The organism is Pantoea sp. X-Soil-YNGN-844 (assembly GCF_059730595.1).
Genome location: NZ_AP036007.1, coordinates 3,753,201 through 3,776,384 on the forward strand (window position 1 = coordinate 3,753,201; position 23,184 = coordinate 3,776,384).

Genomic DNA, 23,184 nt, shown 5'->3' on the forward strand with positions numbered 1-23,184 from the left:
CCTAATTAGTCCTCTCGGGCAAACAGTGCCTCAATAAAATCTTCCGCCTTAAACGGCCGTAAATCTTCAATGCCTTCACCGACGCCGATGTAGCGAATCGGGATACCGAACTGATCGGCCACCGAGAAGATCACGCCGCCTTTGGCGGTGCCATCCAGCTTAGTGAGCGCAATCCCGGTCAGGCCGACGGCTTCATTAAACAGTCGGGCCTGGCTGACCGCATTCTGTCCGGTGCTGGCATCCAGCGTCAGCATCACTTCGTGAGGCGCGGAATCATCCAGCTTTTTCATCACGCGGGTGATTTTTTTCAGCTCTTCCATCAGGTGCGATTTGTTCTGCAGACGACCCGCCGTATCGGCAATCAGCACGTCAACGCCGCGAGATTTCGCGGCCTGAATGGCATCGAAGATCACCGAAGCAGAATCTGCGCCGGTATGCTGCGCAATGACCGGAATGTTATTACGCTGGCCCCACACCTGCAGCTGCTCAACCGCCGCGGCGCGGAAGGTATCACCGGCCGCTAACATCACGGACTTGCCCTCGGCCTGATACTGGCGCGCCAGCTTACCGATGGTGGTGGTTTTACCCACGCCATTGACGCCCACCATCAGGATGACAAATGGCGTTTTGCCTGAAACGTCCAGTGGCGCATCCACTTTCGCCAGAATCGAGGCCATCTCTGCTTTCAGCAGACCGTAGAGCGCTTCCGCGTCACGCAACTGCTTGCGGTTTGCCTGCTGGGTCAGGTTGGTGATGATGCGGCGCGTGGTATCCACGCCCACATCCGCAATCAGCAACTGCTCTTCCAGCTCATCAAACAGGTCATCATCAATCTTTTTGCCACGGAACAGGCTGATAAAACCGGAACCGAGGTTCTGACGGGTTTTGACCAGGCTGCGCTTCAGGCGGGAGAAGAAGCCCTCTTTGCTGGGACGCTCCTGCTCCTGCACGATGAGCGGTGCGGCGGCCAGCGGCAGATCGCTGACGGTATCGGATAACGACTCAGTCGGTTCCTGGTCAGTGACGTCGGCATCACCCAGTGCGAGTGCGGTCAGCTCTTCCTCGGTCAGCGGCGCATCTGCTTCGCTATCCTGAGTTTCAGCGATCGCTGCGTCATCCAGCACCTGTCGCGTGAGCACTTCGTTGTTTAACGGTGCTTCGCTGTGCGGGGGTTCGACGATTTCTGCATCGCCCAGCGCCAGCGCCGTCAGTTCTTCTTCGCTTAACGGCGCCTCGGTTTCGCTGTGCGGGATGTCAACGATCTCTGCGTCGCCGAGCGCCAGTGCCGTCAGCTCCTCTTCGCTTAACGGCGCGTCTGCGGGTTCCGCATCAGCGATCGGCCTAACCACATCGTCGGCGTCGATAACCGGCGTCGCATCATGTTCAGGTGCAGCAACTTCCAGTAGCGCTTCAGGGTCGGCCTCAATCGGCTCAGCCTCATCCAGCACCGCGGGTGCTGATTCATGCGGCGCTGCCGCAGTGACTTCCGCCTCACGCTGCTGTCCGGCCACCGTTTCGGTGATGACGACAGTCTCTTCCGCTTGTGCTTCAGCCTGGCTTAATGCCGGCGCTTCCTGTTCGGGCTGAGCGACCTCTGGTGTCTGCTCCTCTGCTGCAGGTTGTTTCTCTTCCTCTTTGCCAAATCCCAGCCAGGAAAAAAAGCCACGTTTTTTCTCTTTTGCCATTGTGTGACGACACTCCTCGATGGCTTTGTCCCGGTCGCGCGTGGTTTCCAGGGGTAAATCAATGAAATTGGTCAGCGCCAGACCGGCGTAAACCGCAGAATAATGCATGACTTCAGCAACTCAGTAGTCTAACACTTTCCAGCCAGCTCACCACAGCACCCTTTTTTAACGTTTCTTCTCACCGATTCGCCCGTTAAACTACGCAACAAATTATGACGAGTTGTGAGCAAGATGAATAAAAACCCCCGCAGTACAGGCGGTGCCGGGCAGATTCGCATCATTGGCGGTCAGTGGCGCGGACGCAAATTGCCGGTGCCGGACAGTGCCGGGCTGCGCCCGACCACCGATCGGGTTCGCGAGACGCTGTTTAACTGGCTGGCCCCGGTGTTGCCAGAGGCGCGCTGCCTTGATTGCTTTGCCGGTAGCGGCGCATTAGGCCTGGAAGCGCTGTCGCGTTACGCGGGATCGGCGACGCTGCTGGAACTGGAGCGTCCGGTGGCACAGCAGTTAACAAAAAATCTGCAGACGCTGCGCGCCACGAATGGCACCGTGGTTCAGACCAATGCGCTAAACTGGCTGGCACAGGCGGGTACACCCTTTGACGTGGTGTTTATCGATCCCCCGTTTCGTCAGGGATTGCTGGAGCAGACGCTACAGCTGCTGGAGCAGAATAACTGGCTGGCCGATCAGGCGCTGATTTACGTCGAAAGTGAAGTGGAAAATGGCGCACCACCGGTGCCGCCAGAGTGGGATCTTTATCGCGAGAAAATAGCCGGACAAGTGGCTTATCGTTTGTATCAACGTCAACAGGAGACGCAGGATGTTACTTAATTTGGGGCGTCTGTTGATGCTATGCGTGTGGGGATTTTTACTGGCTAATCTGGTCCATCCCTACCCGAAGCCACTGACTTATTTTATCAACGTTGCACTGATCTTCATGATCCTGATGCATGGTCTGCAACTGGTATTACTGCGCACGACGCAGACCAAAGATGCACCGCCGATTGACCGCGTCACTCAGGCGAAAGTGTTTCTGTTTGGCGTGTTTGAACTGGTCGCCTGGCAGAAGAAAAACTTCCCACGCAAAAAGTAGTGTCGGGCGGGCGCAATGCCCGCCTTACTGCACGGGCGTGAAGCTGATAAAGCGCGTGCCCTGCATCTTCAGCTCACCTCTCGCGCCTTTATCCAGCTGGTGATACTCCCCCTCTTTAAGCTGCACTTTGATGTCGCTGTCACCGTTCAGCGGATGAAACAGCACCTCATACCGCATCTCTTCCCCGGCGATGACTTCACGCTGCCGTGAACGACGATTGGGTGAAGGGAATTCACGCTTAGTTTTGACTTCAGCCTGCAGAGCACGCGTGGGGGAGGCATCATTCACCGCAGCCTCACGCCGTTGCTTAATAAACTGACGACTCGCCAGCACGGCAATAATCGCCAGAACGATGATAAAGATTAACGGTGGTTTGCTCATAGCGCTCTCATGCCTGTTAAATCAGGCGGCAAAGCATACAACCAGAGTTGCCTGATTGTCACATCTCAGAGGCTTAACCTAAACTGGAAGTGATATTTTGGGATCTTTCACCATTTTGAGTAAAAAAGGGAGAAACAATGCTCTGGTCTTTCCTCGCTGTACTTTTCTCCGGCTGGCTCTATGTCGATGCCACCTATCGCGGCCCACAATGGCAGCGCTGGCTGTTTAAGCCCGTCACCCTGCTGCTGCTGGTCGGGCTCGCCTGGCAGGCTCCGGTGCTGCAAACCACGGACTATCTGATTCTGGCCGGTCTGGTTGCGACACTGGTCGGTGATGCGTTAACGCTACTGCCGCGTCAGCAGATGCTCTATGCCGTCGGGGCATTTTTCCTGTCACACCTGCTCTATACGCTCTGCTTCGCCGCCAGCATGACCATGACCTTCTTCTGGCCGATTCCGCTGACGCTGCTCATCATCGGTGCCGCCCTGATTGGCATCATCTGGAGCCGACTGGAGGATCTGCGCTGGCCTGTCTGCACCTTTATTGGCATGACGGTAGTGATGACCTGGATAGCGACCGAGCAGTACTTCTTCCGCCCGACCGATTACAGCTTCTCGATCATGGTCGGTGCCGGTCTGCTGCTGCTGGCCAACGCGGTCTGGTTTATCTCGCACTATCGTCGTCGCTTCAGTGCTGACAGTGCGATTGTGGCCGCCTGCTACTTTGCCGGTCACTTTATGATCGTGCGTTCGCTGTGGGTCGTCTGAGAAATTAGTCTTGACTCTGGAGTTCACTCCAGAGTGTAGGATAAGGGATGGGCAACGTTGCTCATCCCGCAACTCTTACACTCCGGAGGTCATATGCATCAACATCACGCCTGTGGCTGCGGCAAACCGCGTGCCAGCCACGCCGCAGCAAAACCGCTGTGCCAGGTTCGTCAGGCCCGTCCACTCTCTCTTTCTATTCATGCTGCTACGCCCGTGACGGCGGATACGGCAGGCTGCTGCTGTGACTGCAATAGCAGCCCTGGCAATGAGGCCGACTCCACTGAGGAAAGCGACCGGCGAGGCGCCTGGCCCTTTAGCTGGCAGGTCAGCGGCATGGACTGTCCGGGCTGCGCCCGCACTATTGAAACCGCCGTGCGCCAGATAAGCGGCGTAACCGACGCCCGCGTGCTGTTCAGCAGCGAGAAGCTGGTGGTTAACGCTGACAACGATGTACAAAGCGCCGTTGAACAGGCGGTAAAAAAAGCCGGTTTCCAGCTTGTTACACCCTCGGAGACGCCGTCCGCAAGCTCGCGCTGGCAGCAGAACCGCATGCTGATTTTGCTGGCACTGCTGGTGCTCGCCAGCAGCGTTCTCAGCCAGTTCGCGCCCGTCTGGGGCGATCGGCTGTTCGTGCTGACCACCCTGGTCGGCCTGGTCCCGGTGGCGCGCGGCGCCTGGCAGCGTCTGCGCAGCGGATCGCCTTTTACCATTGAGACATTAATGACGCTGGCGTCGGCAGGCGCGCTAATTATTGGCGCGCACGCTGAAGCCGCGATGGTGCTGGTGCTGTTTCAGCTGGGCGAACAGCTGGAAAGCTATGCCGCCTCCAGGGCGCGCAGCGGCGTCACCAGCCTGATGGCGTTGCGGCCTGAATCGGCGATTCGCCTTGAACAGGGCAAACGTCTTGAAGTACCGCTGGCGGCGCTGCAACCCGGCGATGTGATTGAAGTCGCGGCGGGCAGTCGCCTGCCGGTCGACGGCCGTTTAATCAGCCCGCTCGCCAGTTTTGATGAGAGCGCGCTGACCGGGGAATCGCTGCCGGTCACCCACGCCAGCGGCGAAAAGATCCTTGCCGGGGCCACCAGCGTGGATCGGCTGGTGACGCTGGAAGTGGTGTCGAAGCCAGGTGAAAGCGCGATTGACCGTATCCTGCAGCTGATTGAGGAAGCGGAAACGCACCGTGCGCCGGTTGAACGCTTTATCGATCAGTTCAGCCGCATCTACACGCCGCTGGTCATGCTGCTGTCGCTGCTGGTGATGGTGGTGCCGCCACTGCTCTTCGCAGGTGACTGGCAGCCGTGGATCTACAAAGGGCTGACACTGTTGTTGATTGGCTGCCCCTGTGCACTGGTGATCTCTGTGCCAGCCGCCATTACCTCCGGGCTGGCTGCGGCGGCGCGACAGGGCGCACTGATTAAAGGCGGTGCGGCGCTGGAGCGGCTGAGCTCGGTGCGCAGAATGGCGTTTGATAAAACCGGCACGCTGACGCTGGGCAAGCCACAGCTGACGCAGATCCTGCGCTTTGGCACGGCCAGCGAGTCAGAGATGCTGGCGCTGAGCGCCGCTGCGGAACAGGGTGCCACCCATCCGCTGGCCAGCGCTATCGTGGCGGCCGCGCAGGTGCGTGATCTGGTGATTCCTGACGCACAGGATCAGCAGGTGCAGGCGGGACGCGGCATCAGCGCGAAAGTCGCTGACCAGCAGATTCGGCTGCTGACGCCCGGCCATGCACCCGGTCTGACGCCGCAGCAAAATGCGCAGATAGCGCAACAGGAAGCCGAAGGTGAAACCCTGGTGGTGCTGATGCGCGATGGCGAAGCGCTGGGTGCGCTGGCCCTGCGCGATCAGCTGCGCGACGACGCCGTTGAGGCGTTAAAGGCGCTGAAAAAGCTGGGTATTGAGAGCCTGATGCTGACCGGCGATAACCCACGCGCTGCGGCGACCATTGCCCGCCAGCTGGATATTGATTATCGCGCCAGCCTTCTGCCTGCCGATAAGGTAGCGGCGATCCGTGAACTGAGTCAGCAGCAGCCGTTGGCGATGGTCGGGGATGGTATTAACGACGCCCCAGCAATGAAAGCGGCAACGCTGGGCATTGCGATGGGCAGCGGCACCGATGTGGCGCTGGAAGCGGCCGATGCTGCCCTGACGCGTAATCAGCTCGGCAATCTGGCTCCGATGATTGCGCTGGCACGCCGGACACGGCGCATCATCCGCCAGAATGTCGGTATTGCGCTGGGGCTGAAGGCGATTTTCCTGGTCACCACCCTGCTGGGTCTGACCGGACTCTGGCTGGCGGTGCTGGCGGATTCGGGTGCCACCGCGCTGGTCACCGCCAACGCGCTGAGGTTACTGCGTCGCCACGACTGAGTAAAAGGCTCTGTCTGAAGAGTAGGGTTAACGGCGGCCTGAACGGCTGCTGTTAACCCGCCATACCTTTGCGGATCAGAAACTGATAGGGCAGCGTGTCGGTCTGCTGTGCCAGCAGGCCATGTTCCATGAAGCGGCAGAAGCCGGGAATATCGCGGGTCGTCGCCGGATCATCGGCGATGATCAGTAACGTCTCGCCATCCTGCAGGCTGCGTACGGTTTTGCGCACCATCATCACCGGCTCCGGGCAACGCAGGCCACGGGCATCCAGCTGATGGTCTGCAGAGGAAAAAGCATCGCTCATAATCAACTCGGTTCAGGTAAGGGGCGCTCATTCTAGCGCGTGCTGGCGGTGAAGCAAGGCGATAACGATTGCGTTAAAATTAACCATTGCATAAAAAGCACAACGCGGTAAGATGCCGCCGCTTTTTGCTCATAAAACTGCCAGGCGCTGCCCGAACGGCGTCCCGCAATGGGTTCCCTCACCCCAACATTAAAAAGGTTGAATATGCTCGCATTTTCTTCACGTCAGCGCATGCATGCGCTTTTCTGGTTATCGCTGTTTCACCTGCTGGTGATCACCTCCAGTAACTACCTGGTTCAATTGCCGATCTCCGTCTTTGGCTTCCACACTACCTGGGGTGCGTTCAGCTTTCCGTTTATCTTCCTGGCGACCGACCTCACCGTGCGTATTTTTGGCGCACCGCTGGCCCGACGCATTATTCTGGCCGTGATGATCCCGGCGCTGTTTATCTCTTACGGTGTTTCGGCGCTGTTCTATCAGGGTGAATGGCAGGGCTGGCAGGCGCTGGAAGTGATGAACCTGTTTGTTGCCCGTATCGCCTGCGCCAGCTTTATGGCTTACGCGCTGGGTCAGATCCTCGACGTGCATGTGTTTAACCGTCTGCGTCGACTGCCACAGTGGTGGATAGCACCGGGCTGCGCGATGTTCCTGGGGAATATCAGCGATACGCTGGCCTTCTTCTTTATCGCCTTCTATAAAAGCCCCGATGCCTTTATGGCACAGCACTGGGTTGAGATCGCCCTGGTGGATTACAGCTTCAAAGTACTTATCTGCATGGTCTTCTTCCTGCCCGCCTACGGCGTGCTGCTCAACGCGGCGCTCAAGCGTCTGGCGGAACGCCAGACCGCTCGCCAGGTCAATTTCGGCTAAGAACTTATATAATTTCCGTCATTACCCGCTAAGATCTTCTGACAATCATCAGGTTGCGTTTGCAACCTGATTCCTGTTGTATTAATGCCTGACTGGAAACTTAAAAAAGGGATTCTGATGCGCAACCTGGTGAAATATGTAGGAATGGGTTTACTGGTACTTGGCCTGGCGGCCTGTGACCAGAAGAAAGATGAAGCGGCGAACGACAACGGCGTCAGTGCCAGTCAGTCGGCGCAGACTGTCACGCTGATGGATGGCAAACTGAGCTTCTCACTGCCACCAGGCATGTCAGATAAAAGCGGTAAACTGGGTTCGCAGACCACGAACATGCACGTTTATGCGGATGAAACCGGAGCCCGCGCCATTATTGTGATTGCCGGTGACCCGACCAGTGACGGGCTGGATGTGCTGTCGAAGCGCATGGAACAGCAGCAGCGCAACCGCGATCCGCAGCTGCAGGTGGTTTCGAACAAATCTGTGACGCTGAAAGATCAGCCCGCTCAGCAGCTGGATACGGTGATTTCTGCCAACAACCAGACCTCATGGTCTTCCGTGGTTCTGGCAAAAGTGGATGGCAAACTGGTGACGCTGCAGATTACGCTGCCAGGCGATAATCAGCAGCAGGCCCAGAGCGATGCTGACAGCATTGTGAAAAGCATTACGCTGAAGTAAAACAAAAGGCGGGCTTCCCACAGGGAAGCCCGCCTTTATTCAGAGCACGTTATAACCCTGTATTTTCCCGGATATATTTCCGCGCTTTCACCGCATACTCAAACGGATTGGCCAGCGCCGGATCCTGCTCCGCTTCCACCACCATCCAGCCTTTGTAGCCGTAATCGTCCAGGATTTTAAACACTGGCTTAAAGTCGATCACGCCATCGCCCGGCACGGTAAAGGTGCCCTTTTTTACCCCTTCCAGGAACGAGAGATGATTCTCGCGTACCTCAGCCACTACTTCATCACGCACATCCTTGAGATGAACGTGGAAGATGCGCGGCAGATATTTTTCCAGTACCGCCAGCATCTTCTGCTGGGAGCCTTCGGAGTAGTAGACGTGGCCGGTGTCATAGAGCAAACCGACCTGCTCGTCGGTCATCGCCATAAACCGGTCGATCTCTTCCGTCGTCTGAATGCCGGTGCCCATGTGGTGATGCAGCGTCACGCGCATCCCCTTCTCTGCTGCGATGCGGGCCAGTTCGTTGTAGCCCTCTGCGGTTAACCGCCACTCTTCATCGCTGAAAATCGCTTTTTCTTCGAATACCGCCAGCGTGGTGCCCTGAATACTTTTACTCTGCTCAGAACAGCCAATCACCCGTGCGCCCATCGCATGCAGGAAGTTCATATGCTCGATGAACTGCTCGATGGTTTTCTCTTTGTCGCCATTAGCGAAAAAGGTGCTGAACCAGGCGTTGCAGATTTCGATGCCGCGAATATCGAGCATCGGTTTCAGAATCGCCGGATCGCGCGGATATTTGCTGCCCACTTCGCTGCCGGTAAAGCCCGCCAGCGCCATCTCACTGACGGTCTGCTGGAAGGTATTTTCACTGCCGAGATCCGGCATGTCATCGTTGGTCCAGCCGATCGGCGCGATCGCCAGTTTTACGTTCTCTTTGTTCATTTTCTTATTCCCAGGCGGAGAGCGGCCAGGCCGCAGAGAGAGCTAAATCAGTTATAGAAAGCAGGACGCGGCGGCATCTCTACCGGCTCGATCGCACCACTGCTCTGCGCTTTGATGCAGGCGTCGGCGGCCACCGAGGCAGCAAAGCCATCCCAGGCAGAAGGGCCGGTAAGCTGACCCGCTTTGATGTCGTTGATAAACGCCTGCAGCTCAACGTCATACGCTTCGATAAAGCGATCTTTCCAGTCCACCAGAATGGTATTCGACAAGCGGGCATCTTTGCGCAGCTGCACCGAAGAAGGCTCTGGCAGGCGGGCAATGCCCTCTTCACCGACCACTTCACACTGAATGTCATAGCCATAAGCGCAGTTAACGAAGATCTCGACGTCGATGCGGACCCCTTTGTGGGTTTCGAACAGGACGATCTGCGGGTCTTTCAGCTGACCATGGGTCTTCGACGTCACGCGCGGGAAGATCACCTGCACCGTTTTATAGTCGTCACTGGTCAGCCAGCGCAGCACATCCAGCTCGTGGATCAGGGTATTCGTGATCGCCATCGGCGTGGTGTAGTTTTCCGGCACGGTCGGGTTGCGGTGCGCGCAGTGCAGCATCAGCGGCTCACCGATATCGCCATCGGTAATCACTTTTTTCAGGGCGCGATAGCCCGCATCGTAAGGACGCATAAAACCGACCTGCACCAGGCGTTTACCCGCCTGAATCTCTGCATCCACCACCCGGCGACAGCCCTCGGCGCTCATCGCCAGCGGCTTCTCACAAAAGACCGGTTTACCGGCGGCAATCGCCGCTAAGGTGAACTCTTCGTGGGTCGGATCCCATGAGGTGACCAGCACCGCATCGACGTTGGGAGACTGAATCACATCGTGACCATTTTCAAACACCTCCGCCTCAATGTTCAGGCGTTGCAGTGCAGCCCGCGCGCCGTCGACATTGATGTCAGAGACGGCAACCACCTGAGCCCCCTGCAGCACATGGCTGCAGCGGCGAATATGTTCCTGACCAATTGCACCTGTACCGATGACGCCAAGTTTCAAAGTCATAATTACACCTGTGTAGGGTTCGTACGGAGAAGAGGAAAACGGGCCGCAGCACGGCCCGGAAATCAATATTTGCGCGCCTGATCCAGATGGCTGTTGAGCTTGTCCGCGACCGCCTGAGCGCGTTCGGTTTTCGACGCCTGCGCCACGCCGACGTGCCACCAGCTGAAATATTTGTGGATCATGGTTTTTGGCAGCACTTTGATGTCGATAAGGGTGGAAACCGTCTGGGTGCGCGCATCTTCCAGCGCCGCTTTAAGCTGTTCCAGGCTGGTAACGCGATAAGTTTTGCAGCCATAACCGGCAGCAATGGCCGCGAAGTCGACCGGGATAAAGCCACCGTCCAGCCTGCCGCTTTCCGCGTTACGGAAACGGAACTCGGTGGTGAAGCTGTCCATACCGTGTTCCATCTGCAGGTTGTTGATACAGCCGTTAGTCATGTTATCCAGCAGCACGACGTTGATTTTCGCCCCTTCCTGAATCGAGGTGACCAGCTCAGAGTGCAGCATCATAAAGGAGCCGTCGCCGACCAGCGCATAGACCTCGCGCTGCGGCTGCGCCAGTTTTGCACCCAACGCAGCATTGACTTCATAGCCCATGCAGGAGTAGCCATATTCGACGTGGTAGGCGTTGTAATCTTTGGTGCGCCAGACACGCTGCAGGTCGCCCGGCAGGCTGCCTGCGGCGGCTACCACGACCGCATCTTTCGGCAGTTGCTCATTTAAGGTGCCGAGCACGCTGCTTTGCGTCAGCAGTGACTGAGTCAGGCGGTTAAATTCAGCGAACACCGCTTCGCGGTCGAGATGGTCAGCTATCTCCGGCACAAAGTCGCCATCGTGATATTCCACCTGATAGACGCGCTGCGTCTCTTTCAGCAGCTGGCTCTGCGCCTGCTCAATCTGGTTGCCCCAGTCATTGCTGTAGTGCTGTGAGGCCAGCGCAGCGGTGAGCGCGGTCAGCCCTTCACGGGCATCGGCCAGCAGCTGCACGCCATCGAGCTTGTAGCTGTCGAAGTTGCTGACGTTGATGTTCAGGAAGCTGACATCGGGATGCTGGAAAATCCATTTCGATGCGGTGGTGAAGTCGGTGTAGCGGGTGCCGATGCCGATGACTAAATCGGCCTCTTTCGCCAGCAGGTTCGCGGCCAGACAGCCGGTTTCGCCTACGCCGCCGATATTCAGCGGATGGTCAGAGACCAGCGTGCCTTTGCCCGCCTGCGTCTCGGCAAAGGGGATCTGATAGCGCTCGGCAAACTGGCGCAGCGCCTCGCCCGCTTCAGAGTATTTCACCCCGCCGCCGCAGATAATTATCGGCTTGCGCTTACGGTTAATCAGCGTCAGGGCATCCGCCAGCTGTGCCGCGACCGGCAGGCGGCGATCCAGACGGTGCACGCGTTTCTGGAAGAAGTAGTCCGGGTAATCCCAGGCCTCACCCTGCACATCCTGCGGCAGCGACAGCGTGACCGCGCCGGTTTCGGCCGGATCGGTCAGCACGCGCATGGCATTGATACAGGCAGACATCAGCTGCTCAGGACGGCTGACGCGATCCCAGTATTTGCTGACGGCGCGGAAGGCGTCGTTGGTGCTGATGCTGAGATCGTAGCTCTGCTCAATCTGTTGCAGCACCGGATCGGGCTGACGGGTGGCGAAGACGTCTCCGGGCAGCAGCAGCAGCGGAATGCGATTAGCGGTCGCAGTGGCGGCGGCAGTAATCATGTTAGCCGCACCCGGTCCCACAGACGAACTGCAGGCGATAATCTGACGGCGCAGCGACTGACGGGCAAAGCCGGTGGCAGCATGGGCCATGCCCTGCTCGTTACGACCCTGCCAGACCACCAGATCGCCGCTATCCTGTTCCAGCGCTTGGCCCAGCCCCAGCACGTTGCCATGGCCGAAAATCGCGAAGATGCCTTTGACGAACTTCGTCTCAGTGCCATCAACATCGATGAATTGATTATCAAGAAATTTAACCAGCGCCTGTGCCGTGGTCAGTCTGATTGTGCCCATGTTTCTTCCTTACATGCTGGTGGACCCCGACTTCCGCGACAGCGCGCAAGGCGTTGTCATTGGCGGAAAAGCGGCCGGAATAACTGAAACGTGAGGCGATTATAAACAAATATATTTTTCATAAAACACGATTACAGAAGAAACATTTCATTTTGCGAGTGAGATCAAATTTAACGATGGCAACAGGTCTGGCGGGCGATCACGACGGGGGAATCTGGAACGTTTTGCAGAGAGTGGTTCATGATGAAAAAATTCATTTCAATGCAGCAGCTTGCCTGACTGGTATACAGATTCCTGCGATCCCCCTCACAACCCTGACATACCGCACATCGTGACAGCAGAGACCACGCAGGCGGGTGGCAATCAGGAGTTTTACCTGGTTCACAAAATTGCGATGGATATTTCATTTCATATTGAATATGGAATTTTTATTCCTCATACTCCCCTCATAGCCAGTCAGATACCCACAGACCCGGAAGCAGAGCCTGCCTGGATCGGTCTTTTCGCCCGCCAGCTCTGCGAATCACAGAAGGAAACCACAGGTATGAGTACACAACAGAAGCCGCTTGATGTGATTTGTATCGGGCGCATCGCCGTTGATTTTTATGGCCAGCAGATTGGGGCACGGCTGGAGGATGTCACCTCCTTTGCTAAATATCTGGGCGGATCATCGGGCAACGTCGCTTATGGCACCGCGATTCAGGGGCTGAAATCGGCGATGCTGGCGCGGGTGGGAGATGAGCACAATGGTCGCTTTCTGCGTGAGGAATTGCAGCGCGTGGGCTGCAACACCGATGCCCTGATCACCGATGCAAAACGTCTGACCGGCATGGTGATTCTGGGGATTAAAGATGAAGAGACTTTTCCGCTGATTTTCTACCGTGATAACTGCGCTGATATGGGTCTGGTACCGGACGATATCGATGAAGCCTTTATTACCTCGTCCCGCGCGGTGGCGGTCACCGGCACGCACTTATCTCATCCGCAGACCCGTGAAGCGGTGCTGAAAGCGCTGGATATCGCCCGCCGCAATGGCCTGCGAACGGCGCTGGATATCGATTACCGCCCGGTGTTATGGGGACTGACCTCTTTAGGCGACGGTGAAACACGTTTCATTGAGTCGTCTCAGGTCACTCAGCAGTTGCAGGAAGTGGTGCACTATTTCGATTTGATCGTCGGCACCGAAGAGGAGTTTCATATTGCCGGTGGCAGCACCGATACCCTGACCGCACTGAAGAACGTGCGTCAGGCGAGCCAGGCGACGCTGGTCTGCAAACGCGGTCCACTGGGCTGTGTGGTGTTTGAAGGTGAAATTCCGGATAGCTGGGAACAGACTCAGCTGCATACCGGCGTGCGCGTCGACGTGCTCAACGTGCTGGGTGCGGGCGATGCCTTTATGTCTGGCCTGCTGCGCGGCTGGCTGAATGATGAAGGCTGGGAGCAGGCGTGCCGTTATGCCAACGCCTGTGGCGCGCTGGTCGTGTCACGCCACGGCTGTGCCCCTGCCATGCCAACCAAAGCAGAGCTGGATGATTTCCTGAGCCGCGACACAGAGGTGAAACGTCCCGATCTCGACAGTCGTCTGAACCATCTGCACCGCGTGACCACCCGTAAGCAGCAATGGCCGGAGCTGAACGTTTTCGCTTTTGACCATCGCAAACAGCTGGCGGATATGGCGCAGGAAGCGGGCGTTGATGAGAGCCGTATTCCACAACTGAAACTGCTTTTGCTGGAAGCCGCTCAACAGGCGGCCAGTGAGGCGGGATTAGAGAACAAAAGCGGCATTCTGGCGGATACCACGTATGGTCAGAAAGCCCTGAATGCCATCACGGGTAAGAAGTGGTGGATTGGCCGCCCGATCGAGCTGCCCAGCTCACGTCCACTGCGTCTGGAGCATGGCAACATCGGCTCGCAGCTAATCGACTGGCCCGCCGAGCATGTCGTGAAATGTCTGGTTTTCTATCATCCGCATGACAGTGCTGAACTGCGCAAAGAGCAGGATGATCTGGTGCTCGATGTCTGGAAAGGCTGTAACAAAAGTGGCCATGAGCTGCTGCTGGAAGTGATTCTTCCCGAGAACAACCCGGATAAGAATGAATCCTATTACCTTGATATACTGAGCCATTTCTACAGTCTGGGTATTCAGCCGGACTGGTGGAAACTGCCTCCGCTATCCGCAGAGAGCTGGCAGGCGATCAGTCGTCTGATTGAAGAGCAGGACCCTCACTGTCGCGGCATTCTGTTGCTGGGTCTGGATGCGCCCGAAGAGAAGCTTAAAGCGGGCTTCGCTGCGGCGGCCAACGCGCCATGGGTGAAAGGTTTTGCGGTGGGTCGCACCATCTTTGGTCAGCCTTCGCGTCAGTGGTTGCAGGGTGAACTGGACGATCAGGCACTGATTGAGACCGTAAAAGGGAATTACCTGCGGCTGATTGCGCACTGGCGCGCTGCGCGCGCCTGATTTGCTGCTCTGCACCAGGCTGTCTCAACCGCGATGGCCTCAGACTGCTGACTCACTCAAAGCAGGGTGAATGTTGCAGCAACGAATAAGCTCAACGCGCAGGTAACACGGTCAGAAGAGGAAAGCGTCCCGCGCCCGGGACAAAAACGCCGGGAGCGTTTTTGAACAACGCGAAGCGTTGGCCCGGCAACGGGCGCACCTCATGGATGAGGTGCGTAATCGCGCGGGCCGAGCGGCCATGGATGGCTTGAGCGACTTTCCGATCTGACCGTGTTACCTGAGCCTGTGCGGACTCATAGCAGGCAGAGACAGACTTTTTAGTAATATCACACCATCCCAACCGGGATGGCGTTTTACTGGTTACCCCTCTTCCCTTCTGTCATTTCATCCCGTTTTTCACCCTGTCATTGCCCGCCTGGGCGCGCTAAAGCCAATCTGTGAACCATTTCATAAAGCCATGAAATAAACCGCGTCGTTGACGCAAACAAATGAAATTTTCCATCCATCTGATACTATAGCGCTCATTATGCAGCCATTATTCTCATGATACGGGCAGAAGTGATGAACAATAATCCCACCCAACTTTCTCTCTTGCAGGACGATATTCGTCGCCGCTATGAAACGCTGAGCAAGCGTCTTAAACAGGTTGCGCGCTACATCCTTGATAACAGTAATAGTATTGCTTTCGATACCGTCGCCTCGATTGCTCAGCAGGCCGATGTGCCGCCATCGACGCTGATCCGTTTTGCGAATGCGTTTGGCTTCAGCGGCTTCAACGAAATGAAACAGGTTTTTCGTCAGCACCTGATGGAAGAGACGGTCAACTATACCGAGCGCGCGCGTCTGTTTCGTCAGACCTCTACGGACGACAGCGCCAGTGCGCCTGAGAGTCCGGCGGAGATCCTTAACGTCTTTACCATGGTGAACAGCCAGGCGCTGCAGCAGCTGGCGATGCAGGTGAATCCTGAGCAGCTGAACAAAGCAGTAAAACTGCTGAATGAGGCTGAGAACATTTATGTAATTGGCCTGCGTCGCTCGTTCAGCGTCGCCTCCTATCTGGTCTACGCGCTGCGTCATCTGGAGCGGCGTGCTTTTCTGATTGATGGTCTGGGCGGGATGTTTACCGAGCAGCTCAGTCTGGTTAACCCGAAAGATGTGGTGATTGCGATCAGCTACTCGCCCTATGCGCGTGAAGCGGTCGAGGTCGTCGAAATGGGGGCCAAGCGTGGCGCGCATCAGATCGCCATTACCGATAGCCAGGTCAGCCCGCTGGCTGCCTTCAGCGATGTCTGCTTTGTTGTGCGTGAAGCGCAGGTCGATGGCTTCCGTTCGCAGGTCGCCTCACTCTGCCTGGCACAGACGCTGGCGGTGTCACTGGCGCTAAACAACGCCAAAACGTCCTGAGTTGCAAACAACAAAAAGGGCAGCCCGATTGACTGCCCTTTACTACAGGCATGCGCTGATAAAACCGCTGAGCCTTACTCTGATCGCGGATAGCTGTCGCTGTTCACCCAGGCGTGATCTTTCTCCCAGCTGAATTTCCACAGCCGTACCGGCCCTGCCATCACGTTCAGATAGTAGTTGTTATAACCCGCCAGCGTCGCCACCGGATGATAGCCACGCGGTACCATCACGACGTCGCGGTTATAGGGTGCCATACAGGCATCCAGTGAGCGATCGTCGGTGTAAACGCGCTGCATGGCAAAACCAGGTTCCGGATCGAAACGGTGATAGTAGGTCTCTTCCAGGTAGGTTTCGTTTTCACTCTCCTCCTGATCATGCTTGTGGCTGGGATAGGAGCTGGTATCGCCTTCGTTGGTATAAACCTCCACTACCAGCAGGCTGTCAGCGGGTTCAGTATCAGGGAGGATATTATGCACCAGACGCTGGTTGCGCCCTTTACCGCGATGCTCAACACCGACATCAGCTGGCGCAATCAGTCTTGCAGGCAGATTGCCCTGGCCGGGCGCGTTACAGACGGCCAGTTCAAGATCGCTGTCAGCATAGACTTCCACTTCATCGTCATGCGGCACATACACGGAATACGGCGGCACGCGTTCGAAAGGCGACATGCGCTTACCGATTCCGGGAAACTCAGCATGGCGGGTTTTCACCGAGGCCAGCCCGGCCACCAGCACCAGACACAGCTCTGCATCACCGCTGTTGAGGCGCAGGGTTTGCCCTTTTTTCAGCAGATAAACGTCAAAGCCAACATAACGCCAGCCAGCGCGCTCAGGCGTCACATGCTGGATACGACCCTGTGCGTCAGGGACTTGTGCTTTCGACAGTAAAGACATCCTAATCCTCCTCTCTGTCACGATTGACGCTGCGTCAGGCTCACGGGCGAGGTGCCAGCGAACAAAGCGACCGGCAGACTCTTCTGCCGGTCGCGATCAGCGGTGAAATGAATTAGCCCAGGGTTGGCATACTGAATTCAGACACGGTCTGCTGACCGGACGGCCAGCGCACGGTGGCGGTTTTCATGCGGGTATAGAAGCGCACGCCATCCGGCCCGTGAACATTGAGCGCGCCAAACACGGAACGCTTCCAGCCACCGAAGCTGTGGAATGCCATCGGCACAGGAACCGGCACGTTAACACCGACCATGCCCGCTTCAACGTTCTGCACGAACTCACGTGCGGTGTGACCGTTGCTGGTGAAAATTGCGCTGCCGTTACCAAACTCATGGCTGTTGACCAGCTGCAGCGCGCTGTCGTAGTCCGGTGCGCGCATGATGCTCAGCACCGGCCCAAAAATCTCTTCACGCCAGATCACCATTTCAGAGGTGACGTTATCAAACAGCGTGCCGCCAACGTAGTAACCTTCGGCGTGACCTGCAACCTGCACGTTACGGCCATCGACCACCAGCTTCGCGCCTTCCTGCTCGCCTTTATCGATGTAACCCAGCACCTTCTTCTGGTGCGCGGCTGAGACAACCGGCCCCATCTCATTTTCATCGGCACCCTGATTGATCCCAGGACCGATCCGCAGCGCTTTCACCAGTGGTGTCAGACGGGCAATCAGCTTGTCAGCAGTGTCATCGCCCACCGCGACCACAACCGGTAGCGCCATGCAGCGTTCACCGGCCGAACCAAACGCACCGCCCATAATCGCGTTAACGGTGGCATCCAGATCGGCATCCGGCATGACGATGGCGTGGTTTTTCGCCGCGCCAAATGCCTGCACCCGCTTGCCGTGGGCGCTGGCGGTTTTATAGATATGCTCAGCCACACCGGACGAGCCGACGAAGCTCACCGCTGCGATGCGCGGATCTTTATAGAGCTGCTCAGCATCTTCGTTAGAGCTGTGCACCACGTTGAATACGCCATCCGGCAGGCCCGCTTCGGTCAGCAGCTCGGCCATACGCACGGCCGCAGAGGGATCTAGCGCCGGTGGCTTCAGAACAAAGGTATTACCGCAGGCCAGGGCGATCGGGAACATCCACAGTGGCACCATCGCGGGGAAGTTAAACGGCGTAATACCCGCTACGACACCCACCGGCTGCATCAGCGAAAAGCTGTCAACGCCGCCGCCGACGTTCGGGGAATATTCACCTTTAAGCAGATGGGGGATCCCGCAGGCAAACTCAATCACTTCAATGCCGCGCGTCAGTTCACCTAACGCATCAGACCAGACTTTGCCATGCTCAGAGACAATCAGCGCCGCCATCTCTTCACGATGCTGCTCCATCAGGGCTTTAAAGTTAAACAGAACTCGGGCGCGACGCAGCGGCGAGGTTTTTGACCAGGCAGCAAATGCGTCATGCGCGACACCAATCGCCTGGGCCACTTCATCAGCGGTACTTTGCGTCAGTTCACGTACCACTTTGCCGGTTGCCGGATCGTAAACAGGAATGGTTTCGTTGCTGGCGCTGAAAGTCGTTTTACCGCCAATAAAGTTACCTATGATTGTCATGATGTTGCCTCTTAAGATGGTTATGTTCCCTGCAGACGGGCCCTGTGGCCTGCCACACTGCCTGACCAGGCAAACCTGAAAGCGTGCTATGAAGCTATTACAGTGGAATAAATTTTTCAAATAGTTCTTTTTGGAAAATTTACTTTTAGCGGCACGGATCGCATTTTTGCCACCCTCAAGCTAATGACGATGTCCCGATGGCAGAAGGCGTTTATCAGCGCGCAGCCTTAGCCTGACAGGCGAACAGCAGAGGCGGATAGAGCTGGTATTCCTGCGAGATTGATCCAGCGTTTATGCATCAGACTGAAACGGAATATGAAATTAATGCGAGACCGATCTAATAATTCGCATTTCATAATTCACTATCAATGAAATAAATGTTTTCTTTAGCCCATCCTTCTCCTGTCCCGGAGTCAGCGCATGGCCATCGATCCCACCCGTTTCTGTATCAACCGTAAAATTGCGCCCCGGCTCTCGCTGGAGGCCTTCTTTCAGCTGGTTCAGCGTCTGGGGCTAAGCAAGGTCGAACTGCGTAATGACATGCCGGGCGGCAACGTCACCGATGACCTCAGCACCGATCAGCTGCGCGCCCTGGCGGATAAGTATCACATCGATATCGTCACGATTAATGCGCTCTATCCCTTTAACCGGATCGATGACGCGCTGCTGACGCGGGCGGAGTCGCTGTTACAGACAGCACAACAGATCGGCGCAAAGGCACTGGTGATGTGTCCGCTGAATGAGGGGATTACCGTGTCGCCTCAGCAGACGCAGGCAGCAATGCAGCAGCTGGCGCCGCGCTTTGCACACTATGGCATTCAGGGGCTGGTAGAACCGCTGGGGTTTCCGGTTAGCTCACTGCGTTCGATCGTACAGGCGCAGCAGTTAATCGCCGCGGCGGATGTACCCTTCAGGCTGCTGCTGGATACCTTTCACCATCATCTCTATGAACAGGCTGAACAGGAATTTCCGGCGGGTATCGATATTGACCAGATTGGGCTGGTGCATCTTTCGGGTGTGGAAGATCGGCGCCCGACTGCCGAACTGACCGACGACGAACGCATCATGCTGAGTGACAACGATGTGCTGAAGAGCGTGGTGCAGGTTAAACGGCTGGAGATGCTCGGCTATAAGGGCGTCTACGCTTTTGAGCCGTTCTCCGGTCAGCTCAACAACTGGACACCGGCGGAGATTGAACGCCAGATCCGCCACAGTATTGAACTGCTGCAGACCTGAAACCTGTTCGCACCCGAAATTTATTGATTTATCTGTGTCTGAAAAGACGTTATGGCCCGCTGCTGGGCCATTTTTTTATCCTGACGAATCCCCGGTTACTGGCTCTGAAGCCTGACGCCGCTGCAGGCGCAGCGTGCAGAAGAAAGCGACACAGACCAGCAGCGCCGTGAGCAAGTAGACGCGTGAGACACCGGCATAATTCATGATGAATCCGGCCAGTGGCCCGGTTATTCCCAGCGACAGATCCATAAAAGCGGTGTAGGTCGCCAGGGCGCTGCCCTGATTCTGCTGCGGCACCACTTTTACTGCCACCACGCCCAGTGCCGGAAACACGAGTGAAAACCCGGCACCGGTCAGAAACGCGCCCGCTTTTGCCATCCAGGGATCGCCTGCGGCGGCGACCAGAAAGAGCCCGGCAGCCTCAACCGCCAGACAAACGCTGGCGACCCACAGGCCACCGTGGCGGTTAATCGCATTCGGGAACAGCAGGCGCGCCCCGACAAAAGCACCGCTGAACAGGGAAAGCGCAAAGGCGGCCCCTTCCCAGCCTTTATTCTGATAGAACAGCGTGATAAAGGTGGCAATCACGCCGAAACCCGCTGACCCCATCGCCAGAATCGCGCCAAAGCCAGCGATTTTCCCCAGCACCGCCCGAAACGGCAGCGGTCTGGCGCGGCTGGCTTTTACCGCCGGACGCGGGACCGCGCAGACGATGCCCACCACGCAGATGGCCACAATCACCAGCGATAGCCACAGCAGCCCGCCGGCCCGGAAGATCACCACGCCCAGCGGCGCACCTATCGCCATCGCGCCATAGGTGACGATGCCGTTCCAGGAGATGACCCGGCCAATGTGCAGTGAACCGACCCGCGCCACTCCCCACAACGAGGTGCCGGTGCCGGTAAAGCTCTGGCCCACGCCCAGTATCAACCGGCCGACACAGAGCAGTATCAGGCTCCACAGCGGTGATGCGATCAGCGCCGCCAGCAGAATACACAAGCCGCTGATCAGACAGCCCGCCAGACCGGTCACCACCACTTTCTTTGGCCCCCAGAGATCGGCATAGCGCCCGGCATGTGGCCGGCTCAGCAGCGTCGCCACATATTGCAGGCTGATCACCACGCCCGCCCAGAATGCGCTGAAGCCCAGCTGGTCATGCACCCAGCCAGGCAGGACCGCCAGCGGCAGACCAATGGTGAGATAGCTGGCAAAGTTGTAGGCGACGATAGAGAGGATGAGCAGCGAGATATTCAGGCTTCCGGATGGGACGTTCTGTTCCGCTGCAGGCTGTTCAGGCATAGGTTCTCGCGCGTAGTTGGCTGAATGATAAGGTTTATCGTTTAACTATACCCGCTTTCGCCACCGGCGCATCACACTGGCACGGTTATCGCGCAGCAGAACGCGGTGCAAAAACAGGAACAGCAGGAGGTCGCGGTCCTGCCGTCATAGCTGAGTGCGGTGGCGCTGATTATCTCGCTATTATGCCGCCGCGCTTTACCGTTTCTCTGATAAATCAGTTTGTTAATTTTCTTTCAGCTACACTTCCAACAGCCAGATTACGTCACGGGAGAGGCAATGAGCGAGCTGCAACGGGAAAAGATTGGACAAAATATTCTGATAAAACTGGCGATGCTGGTCATTATTCTTGCCGGGGTTCGGGCCGCGTCCGATATTCTGGTCCCGCTTCTGCTGGCGGCGTTCTTTGCCATTGTGCTCAACCCGCTGGTGACAATGCTGATGCGTCGTGGCTTCCGCCGTGGGCTGGCGATTGGACTGGTCATTACCGTGATCTTCTGCGGTATTCTGCTGCTGGGTGCCATCATCGCCAGCTCAATGAGCGAGTTTTCTGACCTTTACCCGCAACTGCGCGCCACCATGGAGCAGAAAATGACGGTGCTGCAACATCTCGCGGCGGGCTTTCATCTCAATATTTCAACCGATGCGCTGGTACAGCGTTTCGACCCAAATACCATGATGAACCTGGCGAGCGTGGCGCTCAGCGGCTTTTCGGGTGCGATGACCAATACCGTGCTGCTGGTGCTGACCGTGGTCTTTATGCTGTTTGAGGTTCATCACCTGCCTTACAAAATGCGTAATGCGCTGGTAAATCCCAAAATTCGCATCGCCGGGCTGCATAAGGCGCTGAAAGGCGTGACGCACTATCTGGCGCTGAAAACCCTGGTGAGTCTCATCACCGGTATCGCCGTCTGGCTGAGTCTCTATCTGCTGGATGTAAAGTTCGCGCTGCTGTGGGGCGTCGTGGCATTTATCCTCAACTATATTCCGAATATCGGCCCGATCATTGCCGGCATTCCGCCCTTCCTGCAGGCGCTGTTACTGAACAGCCTGTTTGATGCCGCGATGGTGGCAGCGCTGTTTACCGCGATTCATATGGTGTTCGGCAACATGCTGGAACCGCGCCTGATGGGTCGCGGCCTGGGCTTATCAACGCTGGTGGTGTTCCTGTCACTGGTCTTCTGGGGCTGGCTGCTCGGTCCGGTCGGCATGCTGCTCTCAGTGCCGCTGACCAGCATTACCAAAATCCTGATGGAAACCACGCCAGGCGGTAGTCGGCTGGCGATTATGCTCGGCACCGGACGACCTAAACGCGTACGGGGATTAACCAAGTAGCCGCTGCTGGACGTGCTGCAGATGGCTCTCCATCGCCTGGCGAGCCGCGGCTTCATCACCTGCCACAATCGCGTCGGCAATCTGCTGATGATCAGCATTCATCGCCTGCGCAAAGCTGTTATCGGCATAATGGAGTTCCAGCCGCTGCACGTGCGGGCTGTGACGCCGGTTCCAGAGCTGCTCCAGCAGGTCGCGTAATACGTCATTGCCGCTCATCTCGCCGATCAGCAGATGAAAGCGTTTATCCTGCTCCAGAAACGCCGCGTCGTTTTCATTGTACTGCTGCAGTTCAGCGGTCAGCGCCAGCAGTGCCTCCCGCTGTCCGGCGGTGCCGTGACGGGCGGCAAATCCTGCCAGCATGCCTTCAAAGGCTTCACGCGCCTGCAAAAGGTCCTGCAGGCTGCAGGTTTCACTCTCCTGCGGGATGGCGGCCTGGGGCAGCGGCTGAGCGACGTAGATACCGTTGCCGGTGCGGATATCGACCCAGCCGGTCATCTCCAGCGCAATCAATGCTTCACGCACTGACGAACGGCTGACACCCAGCTGTTTTGCCAGCTCGCGTTCGGGCGGCAGCAGGCCACCCGCCACAAAATCACCGCGCGTGATGCCGGCCATAATGGCGTTGGCGATCTGACGATACAGGCGCTCCGTTTTGATAACCGGCAGGCTCATTACCCTCTCCTTTTATTCCGCATAAACCGCTCACTTGCCGGATGCAGTTTGTCATGCTGCGATCCGGATCACGGCCCTGATGTGTCCACTATCATACTCTTGGCCCAGCGGCCTGACCACTGG

20 protein-coding genes are annotated in these 23,184 nt (G+C 57.1%); 10 read left to right on the forward strand and 10 right to left on the reverse strand.

The window, feature by feature from the left end:
- Window positions 1–5: 5 nt before the first annotated feature.
- A complete protein-coding gene (gene ftsY, locus AC6I8C_RS17510; protein WP_497823361.1) occupies window positions 6–1,685 on the reverse strand; it encodes a signal recognition particle-docking protein FtsY in 1,680 nt (559 codons plus the stop codon).
- A gap of 231 nt (window positions 1,686–1,916) precedes the next feature.
- On the opposite strand from ftsY, the gene rsmD reads away from it, so the two are divergent.
- Both rsmD and AC6I8C_RS17520 read left to right on the forward strand, forming a co-directional pair.
- Window positions 1,917–2,516 (forward strand): 16S rRNA (guanine(966)-N(2))-methyltransferase, encoded by a 600-nt coding sequence (rsmD, locus tag AC6I8C_RS17515; RefSeq protein ID WP_135907537.1) that lies wholly within the window; start codon window positions 1,917–1,919, stop codon window positions 2,514–2,516.
- Window positions 2,506–2,778 carry a DUF1145 family protein gene (locus tag AC6I8C_RS17520; RefSeq protein ID WP_003852192.1) on the forward strand — a complete coding sequence of 91 codons (273 nt, stop codon included), beginning with the start codon at window positions 2,506–2,508 and terminating at the stop codon, window positions 2,776–2,778. Before rsmD ends, AC6I8C_RS17520 begins: the two co-directional genes overlap by 11 nt.
- Window positions 2,779–2,802: 24 nt before the next feature.
- Here AC6I8C_RS17520 and AC6I8C_RS17525 read toward each other — a convergent pair whose 3' ends face one another.
- On the reverse strand, window positions 2,803–3,159 hold the full coding sequence (locus AC6I8C_RS17525; RefSeq protein ID WP_013359352.1) for a DUF2500 domain-containing protein: 357 nt from the start codon (window positions 3,157–3,159) through the stop codon (window positions 2,803–2,805).
- Between the two features lie 137 nt (window positions 3,160–3,296).
- Between AC6I8C_RS17525 and AC6I8C_RS17530 the strand changes: the two genes are divergently transcribed.
- Together AC6I8C_RS17530 and AC6I8C_RS17535 are read left to right on the forward strand one after the other, a co-directional pair.
- Window positions 3,297–3,926 carry a lysoplasmalogenase gene (locus tag AC6I8C_RS17530; RefSeq protein WP_013359353.1) on the forward strand — a complete coding sequence of 210 codons (630 nt, stop codon included), beginning with the start codon at window positions 3,297–3,299 and terminating at the stop codon, window positions 3,924–3,926.
- A 93-nt stretch (window positions 3,927–4,019) separates the two neighbouring features.
- The gene (locus AC6I8C_RS17535) at window positions 4,020–6,296 is read left to right on the forward strand and encodes a zinc/cadmium/mercury/lead-transporting ATPase (protein WP_497823157.1); all 2,277 of its coding nucleotides are present in this window, start codon (window positions 4,020–4,022) and stop codon (window positions 6,294–6,296) included.
- A gap of 52 nt (window positions 6,297–6,348) precedes the next feature.
- Here AC6I8C_RS17535 and tusA read toward each other — a convergent pair whose 3' ends face one another.
- The gene (gene tusA / locus AC6I8C_RS17540) at window positions 6,349–6,600 is read right to left on the reverse strand and encodes a sulfurtransferase TusA (RefSeq protein WP_010253330.1); all 252 of its coding nucleotides are present in this window, start codon (window positions 6,598–6,600) and stop codon (window positions 6,349–6,351) included.
- A 204-nt stretch (window positions 6,601–6,804) separates the two neighbouring features.
- Between tusA and AC6I8C_RS17545 the strand changes: the two genes are divergently transcribed.
- Window positions 6,805–7,470: a 7-cyano-7-deazaguanine/7-aminomethyl-7-deazaguanine transporter gene (locus tag AC6I8C_RS17545; RefSeq protein ID WP_003852182.1), complete on the forward strand. Its 666-nt coding sequence runs from the start codon at window positions 6,805–6,807 to the stop codon at window positions 7,468–7,470.
- Window positions 7,471–7,587: 117 nt separating this feature from the next.
- Complete coding sequence (locus AC6I8C_RS17550; RefSeq protein ID WP_033734745.1) at window positions 7,588–8,142, forward strand: DcrB family lipoprotein; 555 nt, start codon at window positions 7,588–7,590, stop codon at window positions 8,140–8,142.
- Window positions 8,143–8,191: 49 nt separating this feature from the next.
- On the opposite strand, the gene iolE is transcribed toward AC6I8C_RS17550, so the two are convergent.
- The 3 genes from iolE to iolD all read right to left on the reverse strand — a co-directional run bounded on the left by iolE (window position 8,192) and on the right by iolD (window position 12,149).
- Window positions 8,192–9,088: a myo-inosose-2 dehydratase gene (gene iolE, locus AC6I8C_RS17555; RefSeq protein ID WP_033784211.1), complete on the reverse strand. Its 897-nt coding sequence runs from the start codon at window positions 9,086–9,088 to the stop codon at window positions 8,192–8,194.
- 47 nt (window positions 9,089–9,135) lie between these two features.
- Complete coding sequence (gene iolG / locus AC6I8C_RS17560; RefSeq protein ID WP_497823158.1) at window positions 9,136–10,146, reverse strand: bifunctional inositol 2-dehydrogenase/D-chiro-inositol 1-dehydrogenase; 1,011 nt, start codon at window positions 10,144–10,146, stop codon at window positions 9,136–9,138.
- A 62-nt stretch (window positions 10,147–10,208) separates the two neighbouring features.
- Window positions 10,209–12,149: a 3D-(3,5/4)-trihydroxycyclohexane-1,2-dione acylhydrolase (decyclizing) gene (gene iolD / locus AC6I8C_RS17565; RefSeq protein ID WP_497823159.1), complete on the reverse strand. Its 1,941-nt coding sequence runs from the start codon at window positions 12,147–12,149 to the stop codon at window positions 10,209–10,211.
- Between the two features lie 544 nt (window positions 12,150–12,693).
- Here iolD and AC6I8C_RS17570 point away from each other — a divergent pair.
- Window positions 12,694–14,607 carry a bifunctional 5-dehydro-2-deoxygluconokinase/5-dehydro-2-deoxyphosphogluconate aldolase gene (locus AC6I8C_RS17570; RefSeq protein ID WP_497823160.1) on the forward strand — a complete coding sequence of 638 codons (1,914 nt, stop codon included), beginning with the start codon at window positions 12,694–12,696 and terminating at the stop codon, window positions 14,605–14,607.
- 561 nt (window positions 14,608–15,168) lie between these two features.
- Window positions 15,169–16,011, forward strand: coding sequence for a MurR/RpiR family transcriptional regulator (locus tag AC6I8C_RS17575; protein WP_010253340.1), 843 nt, complete (start codon window positions 15,169–15,171; stop codon window positions 16,009–16,011).
- A gap of 74 nt (window positions 16,012–16,085) precedes the next feature.
- On the opposite strand, the gene iolB is transcribed toward AC6I8C_RS17575, so the two are convergent.
- Together iolB and AC6I8C_RS17585 are read right to left on the reverse strand one after the other, a co-directional pair.
- Window positions 16,086–16,904 carry a 5-deoxy-glucuronate isomerase gene (iolB, locus tag AC6I8C_RS17580; protein WP_497823161.1) on the reverse strand — a complete coding sequence of 273 codons (819 nt, stop codon included), beginning with the start codon at window positions 16,902–16,904 and terminating at the stop codon, window positions 16,086–16,088.
- A gap of 112 nt (window positions 16,905–17,016) precedes the next feature.
- The gene (locus AC6I8C_RS17585; RefSeq protein ID WP_095706558.1) at window positions 17,017–18,522 is read right to left on the reverse strand and encodes a CoA-acylating methylmalonate-semialdehyde dehydrogenase; all 1,506 of its coding nucleotides are present in this window, start codon (window positions 18,520–18,522) and stop codon (window positions 17,017–17,019) included.
- A gap of 420 nt (window positions 18,523–18,942) precedes the next feature.
- On the opposite strand from AC6I8C_RS17585, the gene AC6I8C_RS17590 reads away from it, so the two are divergent.
- A complete protein-coding gene (locus AC6I8C_RS17590) occupies window positions 18,943–19,758 on the forward strand; it encodes a TIM barrel protein (RefSeq protein ID WP_497823162.1) in 816 nt (271 codons plus the stop codon).
- 75 nt (window positions 19,759–19,833) lie between these two features.
- Here AC6I8C_RS17590 and AC6I8C_RS17595 read toward each other — a convergent pair whose 3' ends face one another.
- Entirely contained in the window at window positions 19,834–21,057 is a 1,224-nt protein-coding gene (locus AC6I8C_RS17595) for an MFS transporter (protein WP_497823163.1), read from the reverse strand.
- Between the two features lie 276 nt (window positions 21,058–21,333).
- Between AC6I8C_RS17595 and AC6I8C_RS17600 the strand changes: the two genes are divergently transcribed.
- A complete protein-coding gene (locus tag AC6I8C_RS17600) occupies window positions 21,334–22,389 on the forward strand; it encodes an AI-2E family transporter (protein WP_161734145.1) in 1,056 nt (351 codons plus the stop codon).
- Here AC6I8C_RS17600 and AC6I8C_RS17605 read toward each other — a convergent pair.
- Complete coding sequence (locus tag AC6I8C_RS17605; protein WP_497823164.1) at window positions 22,378–23,061, reverse strand: FadR/GntR family transcriptional regulator; 684 nt, start codon at window positions 23,059–23,061, stop codon at window positions 22,378–22,380. The genes AC6I8C_RS17600 and AC6I8C_RS17605 overlap by 12 nt on opposite strands.
- Window positions 23,062–23,184: the final 123 nt, after the last annotated feature.

What these genes read in the sequence shown, in the direction of transcription:
- ftsY (WP_497823361.1), bottom strand. Translation starts at nt 1,685, where the DNA reads ATGGCAAAAGAGAAAAAACGTGGCTTTTTTTCCTGGCTGGGATTTGGC.
- rsmD (WP_135907537.1), top strand. Translation starts at nt 1,917, where the DNA reads ATGAATAAAAACCCCCGCAGTACAGGCGGTGCCGGGCAGATTCGCATC.
- AC6I8C_RS17520 (WP_003852192.1), top strand. Translation starts at nt 2,506, where the DNA reads ATGTTACTTAATTTGGGGCGTCTGTTGATGCTATGCGTGTGGGGATTT.
- AC6I8C_RS17525 (WP_013359352.1), bottom strand. Translation starts at nt 3,159, where the DNA reads ATGAGCAAACCACCGTTAATCTTTATCATCGTTCTGGCGATTATTGCC.
- AC6I8C_RS17530 (WP_013359353.1), top strand. Translation starts at nt 3,297, where the DNA reads ATGCTCTGGTCTTTCCTCGCTGTACTTTTCTCCGGCTGGCTCTATGTC.
- AC6I8C_RS17535 (WP_497823157.1), top strand. Translation starts at nt 4,020, where the DNA reads ATGCATCAACATCACGCCTGTGGCTGCGGCAAACCGCGTGCCAGCCAC.
- tusA (WP_010253330.1), bottom strand. Translation starts at nt 6,600, where the DNA reads ATGAGCGATGCTTTTTCCTCTGCAGACCATCAGCTGGATGCCCGTGGC.
- AC6I8C_RS17545 (WP_003852182.1), top strand. Translation starts at nt 6,805, where the DNA reads ATGCTCGCATTTTCTTCACGTCAGCGCATGCATGCGCTTTTCTGGTTA.
- AC6I8C_RS17550 (WP_033734745.1), top strand. Translation starts at nt 7,588, where the DNA reads ATGCGCAACCTGGTGAAATATGTAGGAATGGGTTTACTGGTACTTGGC.
- iolE (WP_033784211.1), bottom strand. Translation starts at nt 9,088, where the DNA reads ATGAACAAAGAGAACGTAAAACTGGCGATCGCGCCGATCGGCTGGACC.
- iolG (WP_497823158.1), bottom strand. Translation starts at nt 10,146, where the DNA reads ATGACTTTGAAACTTGGCGTCATCGGTACAGGTGCAATTGGTCAGGAA.
- iolD (WP_497823159.1), bottom strand. Translation starts at nt 12,149, where the DNA reads ATGGGCACAATCAGACTGACCACGGCACAGGCGCTGGTTAAATTTCTT.
- AC6I8C_RS17570 (WP_497823160.1), top strand. Translation starts at nt 12,694, where the DNA reads ATGAGTACACAACAGAAGCCGCTTGATGTGATTTGTATCGGGCGCATC.
- AC6I8C_RS17575 (WP_010253340.1), top strand. Translation starts at nt 15,169, where the DNA reads ATGAACAATAATCCCACCCAACTTTCTCTCTTGCAGGACGATATTCGT.
- iolB (WP_497823161.1), bottom strand. Translation starts at nt 16,904, where the DNA reads ATGTCTTTACTGTCGAAAGCACAAGTCCCTGACGCACAGGGTCGTATC.
- AC6I8C_RS17585 (WP_095706558.1), bottom strand. Translation starts at nt 18,522, where the DNA reads ATGACAATCATAGGTAACTTTATTGGCGGTAAAACGACTTTCAGCGCC.
- AC6I8C_RS17590 (WP_497823162.1), top strand. Translation starts at nt 18,943, where the DNA reads ATGGCCATCGATCCCACCCGTTTCTGTATCAACCGTAAAATTGCGCCC.
- AC6I8C_RS17595 (WP_497823163.1), bottom strand. Translation starts at nt 21,057, where the DNA reads ATGCCTGAACAGCCTGCAGCGGAACAGAACGTCCCATCCGGAAGCCTG.
- AC6I8C_RS17600 (WP_161734145.1), top strand. Translation starts at nt 21,334, where the DNA reads ATGAGCGAGCTGCAACGGGAAAAGATTGGACAAAATATTCTGATAAAA.
- AC6I8C_RS17605 (WP_497823164.1), bottom strand. Translation starts at nt 23,061, where the DNA reads ATGAGCCTGCCGGTTATCAAAACGGAGCGCCTGTATCGTCAGATCGCC.